This window comes from Ruegeria sp. CG11, assembly GCF_056537245.1.
Window position 1 is genome coordinate 16808 of record NZ_JBQFRE010000011.1, and the last position, 25664, is coordinate 42471.

Annotated in this window: 35 protein-coding genes; 1 reads left to right on the top strand and 34 read right to left on the bottom strand. The window is 57.8% G+C overall.

Features of this window, described 5'->3' with window-relative positions; translation table 11 throughout:
* Nucleotides 1-11: 11 nt before the first annotated feature.
* The 19 genes from ACR0KW_RS18025 to ACR0KW_RS18115 form a co-directional block, all read right to left on the bottom strand.
* On the bottom strand, nucleotides 12-803 hold the full coding sequence (locus ACR0KW_RS18025; RefSeq protein WP_302477163.1) for an amino acid ABC transporter ATP-binding protein: 792 nt from the start codon (nucleotides 801-803) through the stop codon (nucleotides 12-14).
* 12 nt (nucleotides 804-815) lie between these two features.
* Nucleotides 816-2171, bottom strand: coding sequence for an amino acid ABC transporter permease (locus ACR0KW_RS18030; protein ID WP_480806246.1), 1356 nt, complete (start codon nucleotides 2169-2171; stop codon nucleotides 816-818).
* Between the two features lies 1 nt (nucleotide 2172).
* Entirely contained in the window at nucleotides 2173-3441 is a 1269-nt protein-coding gene (locus ACR0KW_RS18035) for an amino acid ABC transporter permease (protein WP_480806247.1), read from the bottom strand.
* A 128-nt stretch (nucleotides 3442-3569) separates the two neighbouring features.
* The gene (locus tag ACR0KW_RS18040) at nucleotides 3570-4586 is read right to left on the bottom strand and encodes an amino acid ABC transporter substrate-binding protein (RefSeq protein WP_170328755.1); all 1017 of its coding nucleotides are present in this window, start codon (nucleotides 4584-4586) and stop codon (nucleotides 3570-3572) included.
* Nucleotides 4587-4794: 208 nt separating this feature from the next.
* Nucleotides 4795-5502, bottom strand: coding sequence for an ATP12 family chaperone protein (locus ACR0KW_RS18045; protein WP_480806248.1), 708 nt, complete (start codon nucleotides 5500-5502; stop codon nucleotides 4795-4797).
* A gap of 4 nt (nucleotides 5503-5506) precedes the next feature.
* The gene (locus tag ACR0KW_RS18050) at nucleotides 5507-6178 is read right to left on the bottom strand and encodes an HAD-IA family hydrolase (protein ID WP_480806249.1); all 672 of its coding nucleotides are present in this window, start codon (nucleotides 6176-6178) and stop codon (nucleotides 5507-5509) included.
* Nucleotides 6175-7218 (bottom strand): RluA family pseudouridine synthase, encoded by a 1044-nt coding sequence (locus ACR0KW_RS18055; RefSeq protein ID WP_480806250.1) that lies wholly within the window; start codon nucleotides 7216-7218, stop codon nucleotides 6175-6177. The genes ACR0KW_RS18050 and ACR0KW_RS18055 overlap by 4 nt, the downstream gene beginning before the upstream one ends.
* Before the next feature lie 106 nt (nucleotides 7219-7324).
* Nucleotides 7325-8638 (bottom strand): replication-associated recombination protein A, encoded by a 1314-nt coding sequence (locus ACR0KW_RS18060; RefSeq protein WP_480806251.1) that lies wholly within the window; start codon nucleotides 8636-8638, stop codon nucleotides 7325-7327.
* Nucleotide 8639: 1 nt separating this feature from the next.
* Nucleotides 8640-10028 (bottom strand): trypsin-like peptidase domain-containing protein, encoded by a 1389-nt coding sequence (locus ACR0KW_RS18065; protein ID WP_480806252.1) that lies wholly within the window; start codon nucleotides 10026-10028, stop codon nucleotides 8640-8642.
* A gap of 60 nt (nucleotides 10029-10088) precedes the next feature.
* A complete protein-coding gene (locus tag ACR0KW_RS18070) occupies nucleotides 10089-10733 on the bottom strand; it encodes a YitT family protein (protein WP_480806253.1) in 645 nt (214 codons plus the stop codon).
* 91 nt (nucleotides 10734-10824) lie between these two features.
* A complete protein-coding gene (rplQ, locus tag ACR0KW_RS18075) occupies nucleotides 10825-11247 on the bottom strand; it encodes a 50S ribosomal protein L17 (protein WP_039538314.1) in 423 nt (140 codons plus the stop codon).
* A 118-nt stretch (nucleotides 11248-11365) separates the two neighbouring features.
* On the bottom strand, nucleotides 11366-12382 hold the full coding sequence (locus tag ACR0KW_RS18080; protein ID WP_058276312.1) for a DNA-directed RNA polymerase subunit alpha: 1017 nt from the start codon (nucleotides 12380-12382) through the stop codon (nucleotides 11366-11368).
* A 114-nt stretch (nucleotides 12383-12496) separates the two neighbouring features.
* On the bottom strand, nucleotides 12497-12886 hold the full coding sequence (gene rpsK, locus ACR0KW_RS18085) for a 30S ribosomal protein S11 (protein ID WP_008757289.1): 390 nt from the start codon (nucleotides 12884-12886) through the stop codon (nucleotides 12497-12499).
* 15 nt (nucleotides 12887-12901) lie between these two features.
* A complete protein-coding gene (gene rpsM, locus ACR0KW_RS18090; protein WP_170328762.1) occupies nucleotides 12902-13270 on the bottom strand; it encodes a 30S ribosomal protein S13 in 369 nt (122 codons plus the stop codon).
* Nucleotides 13271-13471: 201 nt separating this feature from the next.
* A complete protein-coding gene (locus tag ACR0KW_RS18095) occupies nucleotides 13472-14116 on the bottom strand; it encodes an adenylate kinase (protein WP_170328763.1) in 645 nt (214 codons plus the stop codon).
* Nucleotides 14113-15477, bottom strand: coding sequence for a preprotein translocase subunit SecY (gene secY / locus ACR0KW_RS18100; RefSeq protein WP_480806254.1), 1365 nt, complete (start codon nucleotides 15475-15477; stop codon nucleotides 14113-14115). The genes ACR0KW_RS18095 and secY overlap by 4 nt, the downstream gene beginning before the upstream one ends.
* Before the next feature lie 109 nt (nucleotides 15478-15586).
* A complete protein-coding gene (rplO, locus tag ACR0KW_RS18105; protein WP_170328765.1) occupies nucleotides 15587-16060 on the bottom strand; it encodes a 50S ribosomal protein L15 in 474 nt (157 codons plus the stop codon).
* A gap of 145 nt (nucleotides 16061-16205) precedes the next feature.
* Nucleotides 16206-17066 carry a hypothetical protein gene (locus ACR0KW_RS18110; RefSeq protein WP_480806255.1) on the bottom strand — a complete coding sequence of 287 codons (861 nt, stop codon included), beginning with the start codon at nucleotides 17064-17066 and terminating at the stop codon, nucleotides 16206-16208.
* A gap of 178 nt (nucleotides 17067-17244) precedes the next feature.
* Nucleotides 17245-17460 (bottom strand): DUF1127 domain-containing protein, encoded by a 216-nt coding sequence (locus ACR0KW_RS18115; protein WP_480806256.1) that lies wholly within the window; start codon nucleotides 17458-17460, stop codon nucleotides 17245-17247.
* A 358-nt stretch (nucleotides 17461-17818) separates the two neighbouring features.
* Between ACR0KW_RS18115 and ACR0KW_RS18120 the strand changes: the two genes are divergently transcribed.
* The gene (locus ACR0KW_RS18120) at nucleotides 17819-18742 is read left to right on the top strand and encodes a hypothetical protein (protein ID WP_480806257.1); all 924 of its coding nucleotides are present in this window, start codon (nucleotides 17819-17821) and stop codon (nucleotides 18740-18742) included.
* 181 nt (nucleotides 18743-18923) lie between these two features.
* Here ACR0KW_RS18120 and rpmD read toward each other — a convergent pair whose 3' ends face one another.
* The 15 genes from rpmD to ACR0KW_RS18195 all read right to left on the bottom strand — a co-directional run bounded on the left by rpmD (nucleotide 18924) and on the right by ACR0KW_RS18195 (nucleotide 25630).
* Nucleotides 18924-19112: a 50S ribosomal protein L30 gene (gene rpmD / locus ACR0KW_RS18125; protein ID WP_170328767.1), complete on the bottom strand. Its 189-nt coding sequence runs from the start codon at nucleotides 19110-19112 to the stop codon at nucleotides 18924-18926.
* A gap of 12 nt (nucleotides 19113-19124) precedes the next feature.
* Entirely contained in the window at nucleotides 19125-19691 is a 567-nt protein-coding gene (rpsE, locus tag ACR0KW_RS18130; protein ID WP_170328768.1) for a 30S ribosomal protein S5, read from the bottom strand.
* Between the two features lie 116 nt (nucleotides 19692-19807).
* Complete coding sequence (gene rplR, locus ACR0KW_RS18135) at nucleotides 19808-20167, bottom strand: 50S ribosomal protein L18 (protein WP_039523386.1); 360 nt, start codon at nucleotides 20165-20167, stop codon at nucleotides 19808-19810.
* Nucleotides 20168-20178: 11 nt separating this feature from the next.
* The gene (rplF, locus tag ACR0KW_RS18140; RefSeq protein WP_170328770.1) at nucleotides 20179-20712 is read right to left on the bottom strand and encodes a 50S ribosomal protein L6; all 534 of its coding nucleotides are present in this window, start codon (nucleotides 20710-20712) and stop codon (nucleotides 20179-20181) included.
* Between the two features lie 11 nt (nucleotides 20713-20723).
* The gene (gene rpsH / locus ACR0KW_RS18145; RefSeq protein ID WP_068340741.1) at nucleotides 20724-21116 is read right to left on the bottom strand and encodes a 30S ribosomal protein S8; all 393 of its coding nucleotides are present in this window, start codon (nucleotides 21114-21116) and stop codon (nucleotides 20724-20726) included.
* 13 nt (nucleotides 21117-21129) lie between these two features.
* Nucleotides 21130-21435 carry a 30S ribosomal protein S14 gene (gene rpsN / locus ACR0KW_RS18150; RefSeq protein WP_068340744.1) on the bottom strand — a complete coding sequence of 102 codons (306 nt, stop codon included), beginning with the start codon at nucleotides 21433-21435 and terminating at the stop codon, nucleotides 21130-21132.
* A gap of 19 nt (nucleotides 21436-21454) precedes the next feature.
* On the bottom strand, nucleotides 21455-22015 hold the full coding sequence (gene rplE / locus ACR0KW_RS18155) for a 50S ribosomal protein L5 (RefSeq protein ID WP_170328771.1): 561 nt from the start codon (nucleotides 22013-22015) through the stop codon (nucleotides 21455-21457).
* Complete coding sequence (gene rplX, locus ACR0KW_RS18160; protein WP_010437096.1) at nucleotides 22008-22319, bottom strand: 50S ribosomal protein L24; 312 nt, start codon at nucleotides 22317-22319, stop codon at nucleotides 22008-22010. Before rplX ends, rplE begins: the two co-directional genes overlap by 8 nt.
* Nucleotides 22320-22321: 2 nt before the next feature.
* Entirely contained in the window at nucleotides 22322-22690 is a 369-nt protein-coding gene (rplN, locus tag ACR0KW_RS18165; protein ID WP_008757934.1) for a 50S ribosomal protein L14, read from the bottom strand.
* A 76-nt stretch (nucleotides 22691-22766) separates the two neighbouring features.
* Entirely contained in the window at nucleotides 22767-22997 is a 231-nt protein-coding gene (rpsQ, locus tag ACR0KW_RS18170) for a 30S ribosomal protein S17 (RefSeq protein WP_170328773.1), read from the bottom strand.
* A 4-nt stretch (nucleotides 22998-23001) separates the two neighbouring features.
* On the bottom strand, nucleotides 23002-23208 hold the full coding sequence (gene rpmC, locus ACR0KW_RS18175; protein ID WP_010437082.1) for a 50S ribosomal protein L29: 207 nt from the start codon (nucleotides 23206-23208) through the stop codon (nucleotides 23002-23004).
* A 214-nt stretch (nucleotides 23209-23422) separates the two neighbouring features.
* The gene (locus ACR0KW_RS18180) at nucleotides 23423-23863 is read right to left on the bottom strand and encodes a hypothetical protein (protein WP_480806258.1); all 441 of its coding nucleotides are present in this window, start codon (nucleotides 23861-23863) and stop codon (nucleotides 23423-23425) included.
* A complete protein-coding gene (locus tag ACR0KW_RS18185; RefSeq protein ID WP_480806259.1) occupies nucleotides 23860-24312 on the bottom strand; it encodes a Panacea domain-containing protein in 453 nt (150 codons plus the stop codon). Before ACR0KW_RS18185 ends, ACR0KW_RS18180 begins: the two co-directional genes overlap by 4 nt.
* A gap of 98 nt (nucleotides 24313-24410) precedes the next feature.
* Entirely contained in the window at nucleotides 24411-25031 is a 621-nt protein-coding gene (locus tag ACR0KW_RS18190) for a 2OG-Fe(II) oxygenase family protein (protein WP_480806260.1), read from the bottom strand.
* Nucleotides 25032-25081: 50 nt separating this feature from the next.
* Nucleotides 25082-25630 (bottom strand): amino acid synthesis family protein, encoded by a 549-nt coding sequence (locus tag ACR0KW_RS18195; RefSeq protein WP_480806261.1) that lies wholly within the window; start codon nucleotides 25628-25630, stop codon nucleotides 25082-25084.
* Nucleotides 25631-25664: the final 34 nt, after the last annotated feature.

Genomic DNA, 25664 nt, shown 5'->3' on the forward strand with positions numbered 1-25664 from the left:
TTTCGCTGGGATCAGTGACCCAGAATCTGACTCAGGAACAGCTTGGTCCGTTCGCTCTGCGGGTTGTTAAAGAACTCTTCCGGTTCGTTCTGCTCCACGATCTGACCGGCATCCATAAAGATCACGCGGTTGGCGACCTGACGGGCAAAACCCATCTCGTGGGTCACGCACAGCATGGTCATGCCTTCCTCGGCCAGCTCGATCATGGTGTCGAGCACCTCTTTGATCATTTCGGGGTCCAGCGCCGAGGTCGGTTCGTCGAACAACATGATCCGCGGCATCATACAGAGCGAGCGGGCAATCGCCACACGCTGCTGCTGACCACCTGAAAGCTGACCGGGGTATTTATCGGCCTGCTCGGGGATCTTCACCTTTTCCAGGAAATGCATCGCGCGCTCTTCGGCCTCTTTCTTCGGCGTCTTGCGCACCCAGATTGGGGCCAGCGTGCAGTTTTCCAGAATGGTCAGGTGCGGGAAAAGGTTGAAGTGCTGGAACACCATGCCAACCTCGGACCGGATCTTGTCGATGTTCTTCAGGTCATTCGACAGTTCTGTCCCGTCCACGATGATCGTGCCCTGCTGGTGTTCCTCCAGCGCGTTCAGGCAGCGGATCAAAGTGGATTTGCCCGACCCCGACGGCCCCGCGATCACGATCCGCTCGCCCTGGTTGACGGTCAGATTGATGTCGCGCAGCACGTGGAAGGACCCGTACCACTTGTTCATGTTGGTGATTTCGATGGCGACCTCGTCGCTCACCTGCATTTTGGAGCGGTCGATTTCGCGTTCAATTGCAAGTTCAGACATGTGTTGAACTCCTTAACGGTGGCCAGTCTGAAGCTTGCGCTCCAGATACATGGAATAACGGGACATGGAGAAGCAGACGACGAAGAACAGAACGCCGATAAAGGCAAACAGTTCCCAGTAGACGCCGTTCCAAGCGGTATCAGCGCGGATGCCGTTGGTCAGGCCGATAACGTCGAAAAGACCGATGATCGAGACCAGAGTCGTATCCTTGAAGATACCGATGAACGTGCTCACGATGCCCGGGATCGAGATTTTCAGAGCCTGCGGCATGATGATCAGCCGCTGCGCCTGCCAGTAGTTCAGGCCCAGACTGTCGGCCCCTTCGTACTGACCGCGTGGCAGAGCTGCCAAACCACCCCGGATCACTTCGGCCATATAGGCGGCCGAGAACAGGGTCATCATGATCATCACCCGCAGGATGATGTCAAAATTGGTGCCCGGCGGCAGGAACAGGTTCAACAGCAGCGAGGCCACGAACAGCAGGGTGATCAGCGGCACGCCGCGGATGAACTCGATAAAGCCCACGCACAGGTATTTGACGATCATCAGATCCGACTGACGGCCGAGCGCCAGAACGATGCCGATGGGCAACGAGACACCGATGGCCACAACGCCCAACAGGATCGCCAGCATGAAGCCGCCAAAGTCACGGCTTTCCACCGGAGCGATGCCGATCGGAATGACTGAGTTGATCGCGTCGGCAACCGAACCGGAAGCAAACAACCACCAAAGAATTGGCACCGCCACTGCAAGGATCATCGCTGTCAATGAACCCGCGACGGGGAGCACAAACTTGTATGCAAAATACCCAATGGCAAACCCCGCAGCGACCATCAACGGCCCCCAGATGCTGCCGCCCCACATTAGCCAAGGCAGAAGGAACGGGTAGACCGCCGTCACGAAAAGAAGTTTGCGCGGTACGTTGGTGAAAAGCACCGGCGCAATCGCGACCAGCAACAGGATGAAGGTCAGGTTCGGACGGAAATAGGCCGGCCATGCCCCTGTCTCAGGCGGGTTTGACCACGTTGCATCCGGATGCGCCGGGTAAGGCGGATAAAAACCGTACAGCAACTGCAGCCACCGGTCCTTGATCACGCCCCAGCATGCATGACCGTGAGTATCGCCCCATGTCGCCATCATGATCTCGCGACATTCCGACAGGGAATTGGCGTTCCAAACAGATTCGAACGTCCATGCCAGGATGTTGGACAGCACATAGTAGATGAAGAACAGCGAGATGATGGTCAGGATGGCGTTCAGCCAGCTTGAGAACAGGTTATGCCTGATCCAGCCCAGCACACCCACTTCGGATGCGGGCGGAGCCTTTTCCGGCAACATTTCCGTGCGGACAAATGAAACATCACTCATATTACCGCTCCACCAGTTTGACACGGTTGTTGTACCAGTTCATCACCGCCGAAATGCTCAGCGAGATGGTCAGATAGACCAGCATCAGCAGCAGAACGCATTCCAGTTCACGCCCGGTCTGGTTCATGGTGATACCGCCCAGGGTCCCCGTGATGTCCATATATCCGACCGCAATCGCCAGTGACGAGTTCTTGGTCAGGTTCAGATAGTTCGAGATCATCGGCGGGATGATCACCCGCAACGCCTGCGGCAAGATCACCAGACGCATCGTGCGGCCCGGGCGCAGGCCCAGAGCGGATGCGGCCTCGGTCTGGCCTTTCGAAATGGCAAGAATACCGGCACGGACGATCTCGGCGATGAAGGCTGCGGTGTACAGCGACAAGGCCAGCCACAGGGCGATCAGCGAGTTCCTCAGATGGGTACCGCCGGTGAAGTTAAAGCCCTTCAGCTCGGGGTAGCCCAGATGGAAACCCAACGCGCCCAGCAGAATGGCCGACGGAACAAAGAACAGGCCAAGCTGGATGTGCCAGATGGTCGGACGGTCACCGGTCTTTTCCTGCGTCGCATTGGCCCAAGCCATCACCTTGCGCATGGCAAAGATGCTGCCGCCAAAAACGATCAGGAAGGCGATCAGGTCCAGCGAGACATCAAAGCGCAGGCTCGACGTGCCGAACAGGTGGATGTCGCCCAAGCCGCGCGAGAACAGAAACTCGGGGATATAGACCCCGCGATTGGTCACCGCAACCGTGCCAAAAAGATCCATCGTGGCTTCTGGATTTTCACCCCGGAAGGCGCGTGGCGCAGGCAGGCTTTCAATCAGGATCGCCATAGCGAACACGATCCAAAGCAGAACCGGAACGTTGCGGAACATCTCAACGTAGACGGTCATGATGCGGGCGATCAGCCAGTTGTTCGACAGGCGCAGAACACCAACCATGACGCCGATGATTGTTGCCGTGATGCAGCCCAGAACTGCGACAACCAGCGTGTTCAGCAGACCTATAAAGGCCGCACGCAGATGGGTATCGCGCGAGTCGTATTCCAGCAGACGTTGGTTGATGTCATAACTCGAAGGTTCGCTGAAAAAGCCGAACCCAACTGTTCGGCCCAGCGTTTCGAGGTTCTGAATGGTGTTGCTAATAATCCAGGCTGCCAGAAGCATGAAACCAATCAATGCAATGACCTGGATGGTCGCAGATCGATACCGCGTATCGTAAAGGAGCATGGACAGCCGGAAGTGCTCCTTCGGCGGGTCAGTGAGTGTCGTCATGACCTATGTTTTTCCCCGTGCATCCCGGTTTTTCAGTGGCAGAGTTGACCTCTGCTCAGAACGACCCGGGCGTGTTTCTTATGGATGGAAAAAGGGCGCGGGATGTCCCGCGCCCTTTTCCGTGGATTTTAGCGGAACGGCGGTGCGTACATCAGACCGCCATCGGTCCACTGTGCGTTCAAGCCGCGCGCCAGACCGATCGGAGTTTCCTCACCGATGTTCTTGGCGAAGACTTCGCCATAGTTACCACCAACTTTGATCGCGCGCTGTGCCCAGGTTGCGTCCAGGCCCAGCATCTCACCCAGAGTGCCTTCGCTGCCCAGCAGACGATTCACTTCAGGGTTGTCGGTGCCAGCGGCCATCTCGTCGATGTTGGCCGAGGTCACGCCCAGCTCTTCGGCTGCGATCAGCGCGTTCAGGGTCCAGCGGACCACATCGCCCCACTCGTGATCGCCGTGACGGACCAGCGGGCCCAGCGGCTCTTTCGAGATGATTTCGGGCAGGATCACGTGGTCACCGGCGTTTTCAAAGGTGGCGCGGGTAGCCGCCAGGCCCGATGCGTCCGTGGTGTAGACGTCACAGGCACCAGCCAGATACTGCTGCTGCGCTTCGGCGTTGGTTTCGATCGGAACCGGCTCATAGCTCATGTTGTTGATGCGGAAGAAATCCGCCAGGTTGAGCTCGGTCGTGGTGCCGGTCTGGATGCAGACGGTTGCGCCGTCCAGTTCCTTGGCCGAGCTGACGCCCAGAGCCTTGGGAACCATGAAACCCTGACCATCATAGTAGTTGATGCCGACAAATTCGAACTTCAGGTCGACGTCGCGGCTGAAGGTCCATGTGGTGTTGCGGGCCAGCATGTCGATCTCGCCCGATGCCAGAGCGGTGAAACGCGTTTTACCGGTGGTCGGGATGAATTCAACTGCGGACGGATCGTCCAGAACGGCGGCTGCGACTGCACGACATACAGCCACGTCAAAGCCCTGCCACTCACCGTTGGCATCCGGGCTGGCAAAGCCGGGAACACCGGTCGCCACGCCGCAGTTCAGCTTGCCGCGTGCTTTTACATCGTCAGCAGTCCCTGCTGCCGCTACACCAGCAGCCAGGCCGGCGATGGTTGCCACGCCCAAGAGTACGGATTTTTTCATTTTTACCTCTTCCTGATTTTCCGCCCCATTCCCAGGGACGGTTCTGTCCGGCACCTCTGGCACCAGAAAGGTTTCCCAAAGGTGTCTCCCCTTTAGTGGGCATGAGTTTGGGCGCATTCATAAACAAACGTCAAGGGTCGGATCAGGGAAAACGATGAGTCAATCCAGAGATGACTCGCCCAACGTTCTAAAAAATGGCCATAAGGGATCAAATCGAGAGGTCAAAGAACCGTTTGGCGTGCAAAAAAGCCGCCTTCTTGATCTCGGCAACGGCGTGGGCCTCGTCATCATGGCCCCATTGGTCGATCTGCCACTGCTCATCCAGCCTTGAAATCTGCCAGATTTCTTCCGCATCGGCTCGGTTTTGCGCCGCGGCAAATCCAAGGATGAGAGAGCCCGACAAGCTGACAAGATCGTGAAAGGCTGCCAGTTGGAAGTCATTCAGCCCGTGGACACGCTGCCTGAGGGTTTCCAGCGCCTCAGCCGACTGAGGTTGGTGTAGCACACCAGCCACAGGCAATAGCCGCGCCGACAGCGTTTCGGCCGCCCAATCCAGCACCGGGTCCCACTGTTCGGCCTGACGCTGCTGCAACTCCTGCGGGTGAACCGCACGATAGCACAGCAGATCCGAATCGCCGTAGTCGGCCAGCATGTCTGCAACCTCGGCGTGTTGATGGTGGACCTTATCGATGGCGGCGTTTGCCGAACGGGTGAAAGGCATCACCGTCGGGTCGATCACTTTTTCCTGTGCGTCCCATTCCGCGGCAACTTCTTCAGCCATGGCACGGGTCGGCAGGACCAAAGCGGCCTTGGCCGGGGTTTTCACGCGGCGGCCATCAAGTTCGACGGTATAGCCGTCCTCGGCTTCGACCACCGCGCTCTCGTTCCAAAATCGCTTGGGTTTCCAGTCGCTCATGTTGTCAGGTCCAGATGTCGTCCAGTGCGCGGGGCAGCTGGTCAAAAGTTTCAATTACACATGTCGCGCCGTCCAGAACGGATCGGTCGTGATACCCCCAGGCCACGCCAATGCCCGCCACCCCGGCGGCTCGGGCCATATCCATGTCGAATTTTGTGTCGCCGATCATGACCGTATTGACCGCATCCACCCCGGTTTCGCCGCGTGCCGTGTCGATCATCGACGGGTGTGGCTTGGATGGGTGGTGATCCGCCACCTGACGGGTCACGAAGTAGCGCTCCAGCCCGTGGGCCTCAATCAGCGCATCCAGACCGCGCTGAGATTTCCCGGTGGCGACGCCCAGCAGAACCTCGGGCACCGCGTGCAGGGCTTCGATGGCATCGCGTGCCCCGGGATACAGCGGAGAGCCTGCTGCCCCCTGCTCCAGCCGTTGCGCGTGATAGGCTTCCTTATACCCTTCGACCAAGCGATGCTGCACGCTGTCGGGATGCTCGGAGGCCAGCTGCGCCATCGCATTGGGCAGAGACAGCCCCACGATGGACAGGATCGCCTCACGCTCCGGCACCGGCAGGGATTGGGCCGCGAAACAGGCGGTCATTGCTCCAATTATGGCGCCCTGACTGTCGACAAGCGTGCCGTCCACGTCGAACAGCACCAGACGCAGCGGTGCGCTCATTGCAGTTCCTCGAACGGGTCGTCTGTGGCCAGATCCTCGGTCCAGCCGAAGGTGTCCCAGCTGTGTTGCATATGATCCGGCAGCGGCGCGGTGACGGTGATGGTCTTGCGCGTCATCGGATGCTGGAACGTTACCTGACGGGCGTGCAGGTGCAGCTTTTTGCTGATGATCCCGCCCAGTTGAGCGCCCCAGCCATCGCCCAGATTTTCCTGCCCAGAACCGCCGTATTTGCCGTCGCCGATGATCGGATGCCCAATCGCGGCCATATGCGCCCGCAGTTGGTGCGTGCGGCCGGTGATCGGCTCCATCGCTACCCATGCGGCGCGGCCAGCCACGCGATAGAGCGTTGCATAGAGCGTATGCGCCCGCTTCGCACCCGGCGTGTCGTTAATTTCGTTCAGGTGGACGGGGATCATCTTCTCACCTTCGCCCTGCTTGCCATGACCCGGGGCCTTAACCAGCCCGGTCTTGATCTCGCCCAGATAGGGGGTCGGCACCCCGGCGACCAATGCCCAGTAGATCTTGCGGGTATCGCGATGACGGAAGGCGGCCGTCAGCCCTTTGGCAGCCTCGCGGGTGCGGGCCAGCAACAGAACGCCCGAGGTATCTTTGTCCAACCGGTGAACAAGGCGGGGGTTCTCGTCATAGCCAAAGCGCAGCGCCTCGGACAAGCTGTCCACGTGGCGGGTCTGGCCGCTGCCACCCTGCACGGGCAGACCATGCGGCTTGTTCAGTGCCAGAACGTGATCGTCACGATAGATCACGCAGGATTGGATCATCTTGGCATCCGCGTCCGAAATGCGCCGCTTGACCTCGGCAGGCTTATGATCCGCATCGGGCAGCGGTGGCACACGCACGACCTGCCCAACCTCAAGCCGGGTCGAGGCCTTCACCCGGCCACCCTCAACCCGCAACTCACCCTTGCGGCACATCTTCTCGATGCGGCCCTGGCTGACATGCGGGAACAGACGGCGCAGCCACCGGTCGATCCGTTGGTCGCCATCCCCCTCTGCCACGGTGATCATTTGTACGCCGCTCATGCCGATATCCCCTTCACGCGGCGGTTCCGCGTGGATTGTGTGTCCATAGGTGCCTTAGAAAACATGCGCGTCTGTGGCGCGCCGCACCGCAAGAGTCAAGCCAGCGCTAGGGCCTGCTCCGCTGCGTCCGCAGTTTCGCGAAGTAATCCAGCCGCTTTTTCAGTTCCCGCTCGAAACCGCGCTCAACCGGCTGATACAGCTCGGGCCGCTCCATCCCGTCCGGAAAGTAGTTCTGCCCCGAAAACCCGTCTTCGGCATCGTGATCATAAGCATAGCCCGCTCCATAGCCCTGATCCTTCATCAACGAGGTCGGCGCGTTCAGGATATGTTTGGGCGGCGGTTCGCTGCCCGATTGCTTGGCCAGCCGCATAGCCGCTTTGTACCCAACATAAGCCCCGTTCGATTTCGGCGCCAGCGCCAGATAGACCAACGCCTGCGCCAGAGCCAGTTCACCCTCGGGGCTGCCCAGCCGTTCATAGGTCTGCCAGGATTGCAGGCAAATCGCCTGCGCCTGCGGGTCGGCCAGACCGATATCTTCGACCGCCATCCGCGTAATCCGCCGCGCCAGATAGCGCGGGTCCTCGCCCCCCGTCAGCATCCGCGCAAACCAGTAAAGCGCTGCGTCCGGATCAGACCCGCGCACTGATTTATGTAGGGCCGAGATCAGGTTGTAGTGCTCATCGCCCGACTTGTCGTATTTCGCCGCCCTGCGCATAAGCCGTGTCGACAGCGCATCGGGGTCCAGCGGTGCATCAACTTTCCACGCCGCAATCTGTTCGATCAGGTTCAACAGCGCCCGGCCATCGCCGTCGGCCATCTCTTGCAACGCCTCGCGCGCCGGGCCGGTCAGAGGCAGCGCGCGATCCAGCTCCTTCTCGGCCCTTTGGGTCAGGCGTTCCAGATCGACAAGGCTGAGACGCTCCAGCACCAGCACCTGCGCCCGGCTTAGCACAGCGGCGTTCAGCTCGAACGACGGATTCTCGGTTGTCGCCCCTACCAGCAGAATGGTCCCGTCTTCCATATGCGGCAGGAACCCGTCCTGTTGAGCTTTGTTGAAACGGTGAATCTCGTCCACGAATAACAGCGTACCCTGCCCATTCTGGCGACGGATTTTCGCAGCCTCGAACACCTTTTTCAGGTCTGGCACACCGGTGAAAATCGCGCTGATCTGAACGAAGTGCAGATCGGTTTCCTGCGCCAGAAGCCGCGCGATGGTCGTTTTGCCGACGCCCGGAGGCCCCCAGAACACCAGACTGGACAGGCTGCCCGAGGCCAGCATGACCCCAAGCGGCGCATCCGGGCCCAACACCTGTTCCTGCCCGATCACCTCGGCCAGAGTCAGCGGCCGCAGCCGATCGGCCAGCGGGCGGTGCGCAGGCGGTGCGGGCTGGGCGGCCCCTGTATCGAACAGATCACTCACGTTACAACCGGAACCGGAGAGAGACCGAACGCCCCCCCCTGAGAACATCCAGATTGATCCGGCGACCCGGATCGGTCAGCGCCTCCACCATGTCGTCGGGGGTTTCAATCCGTATGCCATTGATGCTGTCGACCACATCACCCGGGCGCAGCCCCGACCGGCCACCATAGGGGCCTGCATCCACCACGACTACTCCGGTCTGAGACAGCACGAGCCCCATCTTGGCGATCACCGCCGGATTGACCCGCGAGACCGTCAGACCCGGCATTACGGTTTGGTCGTCCAGCGTGGTTTTTTCGGCCGCTGGGGTATCGGGGGCCTTGATCAGCGCGATTTCCACCTCGGCGCGCTCTTCCCCCCGCAGCCGCGTGACCATGGACGTGCCGCCCACACCTGCGACCGCCATACGGAATTTCATCTCGGCGGGCGAATTCACCTCATCCCCATCCACATGGGTGACCACATCGCCCACGCGCAGACCGGCCTCGGCCAAGGGGCTCAGAGGGTGCAGGTCGGAAATTACCACGCCCAGCGGGATCACCAGACCCAGAGATTCGGCGATATCCGCGCTCATGTGCTGGCCTGCCATTCCGGCCCAGGGACTGACGAAACTGTCATTGCCGCCCTGCGCCTGGCGCAGAAATTCGGCCACCAAGTTGGCGGGAATCGCAAAGCCGATGCCGTTTGAGCCGCCCGAGCGGGTCAGGATCGCGGTGTTGATCCCGATCAGGTCGCCATTCACATCAATCAGCGCCCCGCCGGAATTGCCCGGGTTGATCGCCGCATCGGTCTGAATGAAATAACCCCGCGCGTTGCCCGTGGCCGCCCCGGTTCGCGCCAACCCCGAGATGATGCCCGACGACACCGTCTGCCCCACGCCAAACGGGTTGCCGATGGCCAGCGCCAGCTCGCCCACCTCGACATGGTCCGAGTCGCGCATCTGCAGGTATGGCAGGTCCTCGGCCTCTTCCAGCCGCAGGATGGCGATATCACTTTCCTTGTCGCCCAGAACCACCTGCGCCGAAAACTCGCGCCGGTCCGTGGTCACCACCCGGATTTCCGTGGCCGTCCCGACCACGTGATAGTTCGACACCACGTACCCATCTTCCGACAGGATCACGCCCGACCCCAGTGAATTCTGCACCCGCGGGCGGGGCTCTCCGAACCCACGACCAAAAAAATCCTGAAAGAACGGGTCCGAGAAAAACGGGTTCGCCCGCCCCTGCTGCACGATCTTGGCATAGATGTTTACAACCGCCGGAGAAGCCTGCTTGACCACGGGCGCAAAGCCGATCGAAATCTCGGCCTGCGATTGCGGTACTTTCGTTTGGGCCATCACCGGTGCGTTCAAGAGTGCAAGCGGCAGACAAAGCAAAAGCGTGCGGAACATGAGACCCTCTTATACGTTCAAGGATTGATATGTCCGCAAGCAACACCGTTTGCAAGATCGCTATTCGTTTGCAGGCCGCCCATACCCGGGGCGCCCTGTTCGGCTCTGGGCGACGTCGAAATTCCAGACAATTGCCATATTGGTGATCACGGCGCCAAGAAACGAATAGAACAATTGCGCGGGGCTGAGCACAAAGGCCGAGGCGAGGAAGACCATGGCGTCAACAGACAACTGAAACCACCCTGCTTTGAACCCGGTTTTATGTTCCAGAATAATTCCGAGAATGGTCATCCCGCCAGCCGAAGCGTTGTGTCGGAAGATGGCGATCAACCCCATTCCGCTGCAGGCTCCGCCCAGAACCGCAGCGACCAGCGGGTCCAGCCGGTTGAACAACACGATTTCGCTTAGAAGTTGGGACAAAACCGAAATCCCCACCACAACGACAATTGTACGAATTGCAAATACCGGCCCGCGTTTGACCCATGCCAAAACCAGAAACGGAATTCCGATCAGAAAAAACAGCGGACCGAACCCAAGCGGCAAGACATAAGACAGCAGCAGCGCAATTCCTGCGGTTTGCCCCGTCACCAGACCGGCGGCTTTCAGAAATACGACGCTCAAGCTTGTCATGACGATGCCGAAGGCAAGGCCCTGAACATCAAAAACGGACATGCGGATGGTCAATGGGATCTCCGGCGGCTTCATTGGATCGTTTCCGTCCCATACATTGAACAGTCGGCAAAGAAAAACCCCCGCTCATCCGAGCGGGGGTCCCTGATCAGATATCGCTGATCATTTATTCTTCGTCTGCAGCCTCTTCGGCGGCAACGCGGGCTTTATCAGCCGCGCCTTTGGCGTCGACGTCACGATCAACGAATTCGATGATCGCCATCGGTGCCATGTCGCCATAGCGGAAGCCCGCTTTCAGGATGCGGACGTAACCACCCTGACGCTCGGCGTAGCGGGGGCCCAGAACTTCGAACAGCTTTGCGACGTCTTTGTCTTCTTTCAGCTGTGCTGCGGCCTGACGGCGGGCGTGCAGATCGCCGCGCTTTCCCAGAGTGACCAGCTTTTCGATGATCGGGCGCAGTTCTTTTGCCTTGGGCAGAGTTGTCTTGATTTGCTCATGTTCGATGAGCGAGCCAGCCATGTTCGCAAACAGCGCCTTGCGGTGCTCATGAGTACGGTTCAGGCGGCGATAACCACGTGCGTGACGCATTTTCTAGTTCCTTCTTTCGCGTTTTGCTTTGTCTGGCCGGCGATGCGTGTCACCGGCTCTCCTTGGGGCGGAAGTGCCCATATGGTCCCCGGCAGCCCGGGCATTGGTGAAGACGCGCTTAGAACGCGTCTTCGAATTTCTTCGCCAGATCTTCGATGTTGTCGGGCGGCCAATCCTCGACATCCATGCCAAGGTGCAGACCCATACCGGACAGCACTTCCTTGATCTCGTTCAGCGACTTGCGGCCGAAGTTCGGTGTACGCAGCATCTCGGCTTCGGTTTTCTGGATCAGATCGCCGATGTAAACGATGTTGTCGTTCTTCAGGCAGTTTGCCGAACGGACCGACAGTTCCAGCTCGTCCACTTTCTTCAGCAGCAGCGGGTTGAACTCCAGACCATCGTCTTCGTCCTGGCGGCCAGCCGATTCCGGCTCGTCGAAGTTGACGAAGATCGACAGCTGGTCCTGCAGGATACGTGCGGCAAAGGCCAGCGCGTCTTCCGGCGTGATCGAACCGTCGGTTTCGATCTTCAGGGTCAGCTTGTCATAGTCCAGAACCTGACCTTCACGGGTCGGCTGAACATCATAGGCAACCTTTTTGACCGGCGAATAGATCGCGTCGATCGGGATCAGACCGATGGGTGCGTCTTCCGGCTTGTTCTTCTCAGCCGAAACATAGCCCTTACCGGTGTTGACGGTCAGTTCCATGAACAGGTCGGCGCCATCGTCCAGGTGGCAGATGACGTGATCGCGGTTCAGAACCTCGATGCCAGCGCTTTCGCTGATGTCACCAGCAGTGACAACTGCGGGGCCTTTGGCATTGATCGACAGGCGCTTGGGGCCTTCGACTTCCATGCGCAGGGCAACCTGCTTGAGGTTCAGGATGATGTCGGTGACGTCTTCACGCACGCCCGCAACCGAGGAGAACTCGTGCAGGACGTTGTCGATCTGGACGCTGGTGATGGCCGCACCTTGCAGCGAGCTCATCAGAACGCGGCGCAGGGCGTTGCCCAGAGTCAGACCAAAGCCACGTTCCAGCGGTTCGGCAACCAGGGTCGCCTGACGTGCGGGATCGTTGCCCGGCTTGCCTTCCAGCTGGGTCGGCTTGATCAATTCTGCCCAATTCTTATGGATCATGTAATCCCTCCATTCCTGTCCGCGCCCCATGACCAACAAGGTGCAGACGCCCGAGGTTCAAAATGACGTGCTGGGGCCGTGCGAAAACACAGCCCCAGCTCAATTCAAAATCGCTTAGACGCGGCGACGCTTCGGCGGGCGGCAGCCGTTGTGAGCGATCGGAGTCACGTCGCGGATCGACGTGATGTTGAAGCCCACTGCAGCCAGCGCGCGCAGAGCCGATTCACGACCCGAACCGGGGCCCTGAACTTCGACTTCCAGCGTCTTGACGCCATGTTCCTGCGCCTTCTTGCCTGCGTCTTCTGCAGCCATCTGAGCGGCGTAGGGTGTCGATTTCCGCGATCCTTTGAAGCCCATGGTACCGGCAGACGACCACGAGATGGCGTTGCCCTGTACGTCCGAGATCAGGATCTTGGTGTTGTTGAAGGTCGAGTTCACATGGGCGACGCCCGATGCGATGTTCTTACGCTCTTTGCGCTTAACGCGAGTCTTATCACGTGCCATCAGTCAGACCCTCCCTTATTTCTTCTTACCAGCGATGGCCTTTGCGGGGCCTTTGCGGGTACGAGCGTTGGTGTGGGTGCGCTGACCGCGAACCGGCAGGTTGCGGCGGTGACGCAGACCGCGATAGCAGCCCAGGTCCATCAGGCGCTTGACGTTCATCTGAACTTCACGACGCAGGTCACCTTCGACGGTGTAGTTGGCGTCGATATGTTCGCGGATGGCCAGAACTTCGGCGTCGGACAGTTCGTTGACGCGACGGGTCGCTTCAATGCCCACGGCTTCGCAGATCGCTTTGGCCGAGGTGTTGCCGATACCGGTGATATATGTGAGGGCGATAGGTACCCGCTTTGCAGTCGGGATGTTTACGCCGGCAATACGTGCCACGTGTCACTTTCCTTTTCGTTGCGGTTCCGTAACTCCAGAACCTTTTTTCACAACGCCTAACCGTGGCAGTGTCGCCAGAGGGTTCAGCATTATTCGAGGTGGTCGGGGCAGTTGGGACGAATCCCGCCTGCGGTCTTGATTCCCCAAGGGGATGGGGGTCGATATGGGGTTTTGGTGGGGCCGTCAAGCCCCAACCTGAAGTCAGCCCAGAATCGCCTCGATCGAGGCGGTGACTTCCTTGATCTCGGCCAAGCCATTGACCGGACGCAGATCGCCTTTGGCGTAGTAATACCCAATCAGCGGCGAGGTCTTTTTGTAGTATTCCATCAGGCGTGTGCGCAGGCTGTCTTCGTTGTCATCCGCGCGACGCTGGAAGTCATTTTCCTTGCCGCAGTTGGTGCATTTGCCATCGGCCGGGATCGGCTTGGTAATGTCGTTATAGACCTCACCGCAGCCGCCGCAGGTCGAACGTGCGGTGATCCGCTGAACCAGCGCTTCGTCATCCACACGCATTTCGATCACGGTGTGCAGCGACTGACCCAGCTTGGCCAACAACGCGGCCAGCGCATCAGCTTGTGCCAGCGTCCGCGGGAAACCGTCAAAGATGAAGCCGGCACCAGTTTCCGTGGTCAGCTTTTCTTCGATCAGGCCGATCACGATCTCATCGGTAACCAGCTTGCCCGCGTCCATGATCGCAGCAACCTTCTGGCCCATCTCGGTGCCCGAGGTCTTGGCCTCGCGAAGCATGTCGCCGGTGCTCAACTGAACCATGCCCCGAGTTTCGACCAGGTGACGCGCCTGCGTCCCTTTACCGGCCCCCGGGGGCCCAAGAAGAATGATGTTCATCGACGAGCGGGTCCCTTCCTGCTGCGTTTCTTACCTTTGCCGCGCAGCTGGGACTTTTCGATCAGCCCTTCGTATTGATGCGCCAGCAGGTGGCTCTGAACCTGTTGGATCGTGTCCATGGTCACAGAGACGATAATCAGAACCGAGGTGCCGCCGAAGTAGAACGGGATGGCGAACTGGTTCCGCAGAATTTCAGGCAACAGACAAACCGCCGCCAGATAGGCCGAACCCAGAACCAGCACGCGGTTGACCACGTATTCCAGATACTCGGCGGTTTTCTTGCCCGGACGGATACCCGGCACAAAACCGTTTTGCTTTTTCAGGTTGTCCGCAACATCGTCCGGCTTGAACGACACGTTGAACGTGTAGAAATAGGCAAAGAACACGATCATGGCCGCGAAGAACAGCAGATACAGCGGCTGTCCGGGACCAAAGTTGGCCAGCAGCCACGACATGATCGGTCCGCTGGTCGCGCCCGACGAGAAAGTCGAGATCGTCACCGGCAGTAGCAGCAGCGAGCTTGCAAAGATCGCCGGGATCACGCCCGCCGGGTTCACTTTGACCGGCAGGTGGCTCGAGCCGCCCTCATAGATCTTCATACCGGCTTGACGGCGTGGATACTGGATATGGATCTTGCGCAGGGCGCGCTCCATGAACACCACAAAGGTAATCACTGCGATCACCATCACGATCACACCAACGATCACGGCGGGGCTGATCGCTCCCGAGCGGCCTGAGGCAAAGAACTGCGCCAGAGCGGCCGGAACCTCGGCGATGATGCCGACGAAGATGATCAGAGAGATGCCGTTGCCGATGCCGCGTGCGGTGATCTGTTCACCCAACCACATCAGGAACATGGTGCCACCAACCAGAGTGATCATGGTCGACAGACGGAAGAACATGCCCGGATCGGTCGCCAGATCGCCCGATTCCAGCGAAACGGCCAGACCATAGGCCTGAACGGTGGCCAGCGCCACAGTGCCAAAACGGGTGTATTGGTTGATCTTCTTGCGGCCCTGCTCGCCCTCTTTCTTGAGCTGTTCGAGCGCGGGAACCATCGATGTCAGCAGCTGCACGATGATCGAGGCCGAGATATAGGGCATGATGCCGAGGGCAAAGATACCCATCCGCCCAAGCGCCCCACCGGTGAACATCGAAACCATGCCGCCGATGCCCTGCCCCGCCTGTTCCATGAACTCGCGCAGAGCCTGACCGTCGATCCCCGGCACCGGAATAAAGGTGCCCAGACGATAAACGATCAACAAACCCAGCGTGAACAGGATGCGGTTGCGCAGATCGGTGGCTTTGCCAAGGGCAGCCCAGCTTGTGTTGGCCGCCATTTGTTCTGCTGCTGATACCATAAATCGGTCTCTCTTATGAAAACGCCGCCCGGAACCGTTTTCCGGCTCGGACGGCGTCTTGGAAAACTCTGAGGTCTATGTAAGCGGGTCTGCGCCCGCTCACAAGCGCTTACTCTGCCGCAGCGGCTTTTGTGACCGTCAGTGAACCGCCCGCTTTTTCAACTGCCTCAACAGCAGCTTTCGAAGCACCGGTTACTTCCAGGTTCACTTTGGCGCTGATTTCGCCTTTGGCCAGAACGCGGATACCGTCCAGCTTGCGACGCACCAGGCCGGATGCAACCAGTGCGTCCTCGGTGATCGCAGCTTTGGCGTCCAGCTTGCCGGCGTCGACGAATTTCTGGATCAGGCCCAGGTTGATGACGGCGAATTCCTTGCGGTTCGGCTTGTTGAAGCCACGCTTGGGCAGGCGCTGGTACAGGGGCATCTGGCCGCCTTCGTAGCCATTGATGGCCACACCCGAACGGGATTTCTGGCCTTTGATACCACGGCCACCCATTTTACCTTTGCCGGAACCGGGACCACGGCCAACGCGGGTGCGTTTCGGGCTGGCGCCGGGATTGTCGCGCAATTCGTTCAGTTTCATTTCGCTTCTCCTAAGCCGGATGTGACCCCCGAAGCGTGATGGGCCAAACACGGCATTTCTTGGTTTTGATTCTCATGGGCAGAAACCCACCGGAGGCGTATAGGCCCGTTACCCCCGCTTGGCAAGCCCGTGGATCGGTGCAAGGTCAGCCGTCGACCTGCGGTACCTCGGCTTCATCCTCATCATGTTTGATAATGGGCGCTGCAAGCGGATCGATGCCGTGTTTCTCGACGAGCCTGCCGACCAAACTGTCAGGGTCGGGTTTGCCGTCATACTTGTTCCGCATGATCGCCCGCATCCGTCGACCGTACAGGTGGATGGAAACCGTATCGTCCTTGAAGAAATGGTCGATTTTGGCCCCCGGCCGGGCCAGCGCCCGCCGACGCGTATAATTGAGCGGGTAGAACACATGCTCGGGCAGTGCGTATTTTATCTCACCCGTTTGTCGCAACGCCCAGGTGAATGCACTCGGCCCCCAAACGCCCCAAAGCGTTTCGGGCACGTTCACCGGCTCTCCGTTCTGCTGCGCCTCTTCCAGCGGCCTGCGATGACGAGGGGGCAGCCAAGGCGGGATGAGGTACGGATCATTGGTGAATTCGATCAGCTTGCCCAGCGTTTCGCTGTCCCGAGGCAGGGCAAGCACGCCGATGGCCACATCGCCTTGGAGATAGCCGTAATAATGGCCGTTTTCGGTTGTGAACGGCTTGAGGCAATAGGCATCCGTATCTGCCCAGATCAGGTCAGGTTCCTGCGCCAGCATCCGGTATCGGAACTTGTCCGAATGCGGCGCGGGGCTTCCGGTTCTGCCATGGGTGATAAACTCGGAATCGGGCAGAACCTCGCGTGCATCGCGCTGTTCCACGCCGTCGGGGATCCCTGTGACAGTCCCATAGGTGTAAAGACGCACATGTTGCCCGGCATCCAGATAGGACTTGATGCATAACTGCTCAAGAAAGCTCAGCGGTCCGTCGACCCACAGCATTCCGATCTGATATTCGCGCGCCATAAATATGTCTTTCCACACAATTTTACCGGCCTCAAACAGCCGCCTAATCCGCATTTGACGTATTAACGGCGCTGCCGCAATGCTTGGACCCAAAAATCTCTTGGCTGTGGCGCGATGGCCCCTGAAACCAAAAGAGGCGCCAAACGGCGCCTCTGTGTGAGTGGTGGTAGGCTTGCAATTACGAGCAGTAAACGTGTTCCTGAGCGATATCCTTGATATCGCAACGGCGCACGCCGATGTCATTCAGTTCGCGATCGGTCAGCCCCTGCAGTTCCGAATAGGTGCGATTGTACTCGGCGCGCAGGGTGTATGCCTCTTTCACCTTTGCGGCGAACTCTGCGATGCGTGCGAACAGGTTGATGCCGCCATGAGTGGTTGTTGCTGTGTAAGCCATATCTGAATTCCTTTCCTGACCGGGGCGCATTCCCCGATGATTTCTGTTCTGTTCCTGTTTGGGACAGCGTTCAGATAGGCGTCGCAGATATCGCTAACAACCGAAGTTTCGGTCTGGCCGGTATGCGTTTCGGGAATGGCCCAGCAATCTGGCCATTCGGCACTACTTACGACTTAGGTCCGCTTTGCGGACTTTACAGACATTCGCTGCATACACACCACTCTCTACTTCGCGCGGCGAAAAACTTGATGCCGAGAAGCGTAACACTCAATATTTGGAGCGATCTACTGGACATACGTCTCAGTTAGTTAGAAGAACTTGTTTGTCATGCTGCGCCAGAAGTAAATCGGATCGTTTTATGAATAGACTTACTATCGACGGGTGTCGCCACATCTTGATTGTTGCTCTTATTTGCCTTTCGAACTCATTGCCCGCGCATTCTCAAAGTGTTCAACTTCCGGATCTTGGATCAGATAATTTGTCTCACCAAAAGCTCTATGAGTTCATGAGAGAATACTATGAATTCGACGAGACTGGCAAACTCGTTGATGGGTTTAGAAACGCCAAAAGCGAACCAATTGACTTCTCTCCGCTCGTAGAAGACCACATACTGGCCGAAGACTTTATTGAAGCGTCACTTGGATGTACCGACTGCGAACCCAGACCGTTTTGGTGGAAAGATAAGAGGTTGTCATGGGGTGTTCTCAAGGAAAACGATCAGCACGCACTAAGATTCATTTTTGCTGCCGGCGCTGCTTTTTATGACGTGATCCGTCGAGCAAATATCTCATCCAAAAGCACACGTGACTTAAGTGAAGCAGACCTGGTCATTATTTTTGGAAACACAGACTTCTTGTTGTCTGAAGCTCGACGATTGGGAGACCAAACAACGGTTGAGTATTACGAAAAAGTTAGTCGGGGATTGGATTCTGAACCGACGTCAGATGACAAACTTGCGCGGCTCTTCAAAGGCACACATTGCCGGATGCTGGCTCCTACTCGAAATGCGCACCACAAGTTCTACGCCTACTTAACACCCGAGCACATAGACGACTGTTTTAATAAACAGCTACTTGTAGGTGCCGGATTGTTGCCGTTTGAAGGAGTCACCCCCAGTGCGCTCAATCTCGCTTACAACTATAAATACGCGACAGTTGCGGACACTTTGTTTCTCAGGCTCCTATATTTCATTGGCGATGATGAGATTGACACCTTTGATACCTATGAGGCGAGGGTGGCTTATCTAATTGGTCTGTATGACTATGAGCAACGACTCAAATAACAATCCATATCTTATGGTTTCAGACATTCAATGATGCGGCCATTTCTTCTGTGAATTTGCCGCGTGTGCAAAACAGGAGCGGCTGTAGAAGGTCAATTAGGGCTCAAAGCAGACAAACGCTACAAAAAAGAAAACGCCCCCGAGTATTCGGAGGCGTTTCTTTGTTCGTTGGAAGATGCGCTTAGCCGCGCTCTTCGACGATCTCTACCAGATGCGGGATCTTGTTGATCATGCCGCGAACCGAAGGAGTGTCCTCCAGCTCACGGGTACGGTGCATCTTGTTCAGGCCCAGGCCGATCAGGGTTGCGCGCTGTTCGGCGGGGCGGCGGATCGGGGAACCGATCTGCTTGACGACGATGGTTTTTGCCATGGGTCGCTCTCCTTACGCTTCGGCTTCAGCAGCCGGTGCTTCGTCCCGCTTGGGCAGGATGTCGGCAACTTTTTTACCACGACGTGCGGCAACCGAACGCGGGCTCTGCTCTTTCTGCAGGCCGTTGATGGTGGCGCGGATCATGTTGTACGGGTTCTGCGAGCCCAGCGACTTGGACACAACGTCCTTCACGCCCAGCATTTCGAACACGGCACGCATCGGACCACCGGCGATGATACCAGTACCTTCAGGTGCGGTGCGCATAACCACTTTACCGGCGCCGTGACGGCCCTCGATGTCGTGGTGCAGGGTACGACCTTCGCGCAGCTGCACGCGGATCATCTGACGCTTGGCTTGTTCTGTTGCCTTACGGATGGCTTCAGGTACTTCTTTCGCTTTACCTTTGCCAAAGCCGACGCGGCCTTTCTGATCGCCGACAACCACCAGAGCGGCGAAGCCAAAGCGCTTACCACCTTTTACGGTTTTCGACACGCGGTTGATTGCGACCAGACGATCTGCAAATTCCGGTGCTTCTTCACGGTCGCGGCCACGGCCCCGACGGTTTTCACGTTCTGCCATTTGGCATCCCTTTTCTCATGTGGCGCATACGGCGCCGTTTTCTTCAATCCAAGTGAGCCCCGACTGTCGCCAGGGCCCCCGGATCATCGGGGCAGCCGCGAAGCTGCCCGCAGGTCTTAGATCTTCAGACCACCTTCACGCGCAGCGTCGGCGACAGCCTTCACTTTGCCGTGGAACAGGAAGCCACCACGATCGAAATAGGCCTCTTCGACGCCTGCCTTCTTGGCACGCTCGGCGATGGCCGCGCCCACTTTGGTGGCCGCTTCGACGTTGTTCTTGCCAACAACACCCAGATCTTTTTCCAGGGTCGAGGCCGAAGCCAGGGTCACGCCACGAACGTCGTCGATCAGCTGAACGCTGATGTTCTTGTTCGAACGGTGAACCGACAGGCGTACACGGCCCGCGTTGACTTTGCGAAGTTTGTTCCGAACGCGCAGGCGGCGCTTCAGAAACAGGGTTCTTTTGCTGTTTGCCATTGTTTGCGTCCTTACTTCTTCTTGCCTTCCTTGCGGAAGATGAACTCGCCCTTGTAGCGGATGCCCTTGCCTTTGTAAGGCTCGGGACGGCGCCATTCGCGGATTTTGGCCGCAACTTCGCCCACCTGCTGCTGGTCGATACCTTCCACAACGATCTCGGTCTGCTTCGGCGCGGTGATGGTGACACCTTCCGGAGCAGTGAAATCAACGTCGTGGCTATAGCCCAGGTTCAGCTTCAGGGTGTTGCCCTGCATCTGAGCCCGGTAACCCACACCCTGGATTTCCAGCTCTTTCTTGAAGCCTTCGGTCACACCGGTCACCAGATTGGCAACCATGGTGCGGCTCATGCCCCACTGCTGACGTGCACGCTTGGACGTTCCACGCGGATCAATTTTGACCACGTTGTCTTCGACCGACAGGGTTACATCGTCAGTTGCGGTGAAGCTGCGGGTGCCTTTCGGACCTTTGACTTCGATGGTCTGACCCGACACAGAGGCGGAAACGCCGCTGGGCAGCTCGACCGGTTTTTTACCAATACGAGACATTGCAGACCTCCTTAGAAGACGGTGCAGAGCACTTCGCCGCCAACATTGTTGGAGCGAGCGTTTGCGTCCGACATCACACCTTTCGGAGTGCTGACAATCGACACGCCCAGACCCTGACGGACCTGCGGGATGTCATTGACGCCCATGTAGACGCGGCGACCGGGCTTGGAAACCCGCTTCAGTTCGCGAATGACAGGGGTGCCTTCGTAGTATTTCAGGCTGATTTCGATGGCCGGATGACCGTTTTCACCGGTCGTCTTTTCATAGCCACGGATGTAGCCTTCGTCCGCCAGCACGTCCAGAACCCAACCGCGCAGCTTGGAAGCCGGGGTGGAAACGGTGGACTTGCCGCGCATTTGCGCGTTGCGGATACGGGTGAGCATATCGCCGATAGGATCGTTCATATCTATGTCTCCCTTACCAGCTCGATTTCACCATGCCGGGGATCTGACCAGCAGAACCCAGCTCGCGCAGCGCGATACGGCTGACCTTCAGCTTACGGTAGTAAGCGTGGGGACGACCGGTCAGCTGACAACGGTTGTGCAGACGGGTAGCCGAGCTGTTGCGCGGCAGTTTCGCCAGTTTCAGACGCGCTTTGAAACGCTCTTCCATCGGGCGGCTCTCGTCATTCGCGATTTCTTTCAGCTCGGCACGCTTTGCGGCATATTTGGCCACCAGGCGTTCGCGCTTCTTCTCGCGTTCGATCATTGCTTTTTTAGCCATGTCTCAATCCTTCCGGCGCTTACGCGTTGAACGGCATGTTGAACGCTTTCAACAGTGCCTTTGCTTCAGCGTCGGTTTTCGCTGTGGTGGCAATTACGATGTCCATGCCCCAGACCTCATCGACTTTGTCGAAGTCGATTTCCGGGAACACGATGTGCTCTTTCATGCCCATGGCAAAGTTGCCCTGACCATCGAAAGACGGCTTAACACCGCGGAAGTCACGAACGCGCGGCATCGCGATGGTGATCAGACGATCCAGGAATTCGTACATCCGATCACCGCGCAGGGTCACTTTCGCGCCCAGCGGCATGTCTTCACGGACGCGGAAACCCGCGATCGACTTCTTCGCCTTGGTTGCAACGGCCTGTTGACCAGCAATTGCAGTCAGATCTTCGACAGCAGCTTTCGCTTTCTTCGAGTCTTTGACCGCCTCAGCACCACAACCGATGTTCAGAACGATTTTTTCCAGCTTGGGCAGCTGCATGTCGTTCTTGTAGCCGAACTCTTCTTTCAGAGCGGCACGGATGGTTTCAACGTACTGAGCTTTCAGACGCGGGGTGTAGGTTGCGGAATCAAGCATCGATCACGTCCCCTGTGGTCTTGGCGAAACGAACCTTCTTGTCACCTTCCATGCGGAAGCCAACGCGGGTTGCTTTGCCGTTTTTGTCCAGCAGTGCCAGGTTCGACAGCTCGATCGGGTTTGCCTGAGGCAGGCGACCACCTTGCGAGGTTTGCGACTGACGGGTGTGGCGGATGGCGATGTTGATGCCATCGACAACAGCTTTACCGGCTTTCGGGTCAACCGAGGTGATAGTTCCCTCTTTGCCCTTGTCCTTGCCGGCCAGCACGACGACCTTGTCGCCTTTGCGGAGTTTAGCAGCCATGATTACAGCACCTCCGGAGCCAGCGAGATGATTTTCATGAAGTTCTTGCCGCGCAGTTCACGAACAACGGGGCCAAAGATACGGGTACCTACGGGCTCGTTGTTGTTGTTCAGGATGACGGCGGCGTTGCGATCGAAGCGGATCGCGGTGCCGTCTTCGCGACGGACTTCCTTGGCGGTGCGTACGACGACGGCCTTGCGGACGTCACCTTTCTTTACGCGGCCGCGCGGGATGGCTTCCTTCACCGAGACGACAATGATGTCGCCGACGGAGGCGTATTTACGCTTGGAACCACCCAGGACCTTGATGCACTGAACTCGGCGTGCGCCGGAGTTGTCAGCGACATCCAGATTGGTCTGCATCTGGATCATGTGGTTTCTCCCGACCTGTGGGGGCTGGTCTGGTTAGATCCCCCAGGGTTTCGACAAATGGGAAAATCCCGGAAACTTACGCTTCCAGAACTTCCCAACGTTTCGTCTTCGATTTCGGCGCGCATTCGATGATGCGTACAGAGTCGCCGACCTTGAAGGCGTTCTTTTCGTCGTGAGCCCGGTATTTCTTGGACTTACGAACGGTTTTGTGCAGCAGCGGGTGTTTGAAACGGCGCTCGACCAGAACGGTTACGGTCTGTTCGTTTGCGTCGCTTGTTACGGTGCCGGACAGGATACGCTTGGGCATCTGATTACTCCTCGGATGCCGCAGCAGCGGCCTTTTCGTTCAGAATGGTTTTGACGCGGGCAGCGTTGCGGCGGGCCGCTTTGATGCCGGCAGTGTTTTCCAGCTGACCGGTGGCCTGTTGAAAGCGCAGGTTAAAGCTTTCTTTCTTCAGGTTGGCCAGTTCCTCGCGGAGCTGGTCCGGGGTCTTGTCACGCAGTTCTTGGGCGTTCATCGCCTTTTTCCTTTGCTCAAAACACCAGAAGGCCCCCTGACAGGGTCACCTTGGACCTGGTGGATGAATGATAGACATGCGAATCCCCCGACTCGGCCGGGGGACTTGCAGGATGCCGCCGTATAAGGGTTTAGGGGGTGGGTGGCAAGAGGAAGTTTGGCGTTTCTAGTGGATGCAAGAAGCGGTCAAGATTTTGCGCGTTCAGAGCATCCTGCTAATTTGCGCCCAAGCCTGTTTTCGCCATTTCCGCGGCAAGCCCAGGAATTGCATCAGCGTCACTTTGCTTAAAGCGCCTGAAAGCCCCAACCAACAAAGCCACGGAAATCGTCGTAATCGACGCCAGTGGTGCCACAATCAGCGCAATCGCATATGCGCTTGGAACAGTCAGGAGTGGGCCAAACATCACCTTGTACATGCCGTGAACGGCGATGTAAGCCATAAACAGCAGCACGAATACTCCAATTATTAAAACCAGCTGACGAATCTGAATTCTTTGCGCCGTTTCATTGATTTGGAGAGTGCGAAGGCGGTCCTCCAAATTCATCTCACCTGAAGAAACGCGTTCCTCAAGCTCGTACAACTTCTCTCGAAGTTGCTTTAGGTCGTCCTGACTAACAGAGTTTGGCGCGGGGGGTATTGGAGACAGTCCGCTCATTCAGCTGCTGCGGTCCTTTTCGCTTCATAGTGGCGTCGAATATCATCATCAAACATGGGGGCATAGTTTCCATAGCGTTTGGAAGCAGTTTCCCAAGGTCCGCCCGGCTCATGCGTCAGATCTGAAAGTGTAAACGGATCCAAATGACCATAGATTTTGTAAATTTGATCGAGGAATCCTTGATCATAGTCTCTCAGGTCCGCAGAGTATCCTGGTATCATATCATTTACGTGAACGCCTTGCCCTCGAAACGAACGGTATAGGTCCGGAACAACAGGGCCTCTTTGCCAGGCCTCTATTTTATTGCGATAAAGCGGAGACTTGTTCATCTCCAAATACCAACCATGCGCAATATAGGTGAGCTTTAGCAACGACATAATGGACAAGACGCGTCCGTCTTGCCGAGCGCGACGAATAAACCAATTTGCAATCTGACGTGCATCATACATGGCTTACTCCCTTCGCTAATATTGAGGATCGCACTTATCGTTCAATCACATAAATAATGTGTTCACATGATAATCTCAACTGTTGCTCAACAAACCGCTCACTCCCACTTATAGTTAAAGCTCACCGAAATCCGCTCATCCTCGGCCATGTTCATCGGCACCTCGTGGCGCAGCCAGCTTTCCCACAGCAGAACGTCGCCCACCTGTGGCTTCATGTAGATGAACGGCTGCAAATCTCGCCGCCCGCCTTTCAGGCGCGTCGGCGCCGCCATCATCCGGCCTGAGCGTGGGTCTTCCAGTTTCAGCGCGCTGGCCCCTTCGGGCATCGCCACGTAGGTCGTGCCCGAGATCACGCTGTGTGGGTGCAGGTGGCTGGAGTGCATTCCGCCCTCGGGCAGGATGTTGATCCACAGATCTTCGAGCTTCAACTCGCCCTCGCCCAGATCGAACTCAAGATCTTTGGCAAAAGCCGCCACGTGCTGATCCAACGCCGTGACCAGATCGGCAAAGATCGGGAAGCGCCAGGGCAGATCGGTCAGCGAAGCATAGCTGGTGTAGCCGGGATAGCCGTTCTCTTCACACCATTCCTGCCCGGCCTCATCATCTTCAGCGATGACCAGGCAGGAACTTTCCAGCTCTTCCTGGTCGATCTTGGGATCAAACTCGGACAAAGCTGCGCGATAAAGACGGGTAACGAAGAGTGATTCAATCTGTGCCATGGGGCGGGCATACCCCAGCCCCTTGGACAAGACCAGCCAATGTTGATCGGTTACGTCTTTAAGGGCCCTTTGCCACAGCGCGGTATCGGTCGACCGCCATCGGAATAGGCCAGACACAAAACGATTTCATCTGGTTTCGGTGCATCGGGAATGCTCAGCGTCATCGTATCGAAATGGTCGAACGACCACGGATTGTCCTTATGCCCAAGCGGCAGATCAATTGCACAGCCCGGTCCACCCAGCTTGGCATTCGAAGGGATTACAGCCTCACCGCCGCCAGCGGCGGTACGCATCGGAGCGCCAAGTTTAGGATGGATAATCGCCCCACCCTGCTCAAGATCGCCGTTCACGCCGACAATCGCCGCCTTCCCATAAGAGACCGGTGTTCCGTCCAGTTGCGAAATCGCCCCAGCTGCAAGTTCCGGGCCCAGAACAGCACCGATCTCAAACAACTCTGAAAGATCATCCGAGAACCGCCCGGCCAGAGGATTTTGTAGCACCGCCAGCGCAGCGACCCTACTGACCGGATCACAAGGTTGGCCTAACTGGTCGGTGGTTATGACTTCTTTGACGAACATCTTTTTGCGTAGCTGAACCATAGTACCCTCCCATTCCTGCAAGATAGCCTACGGG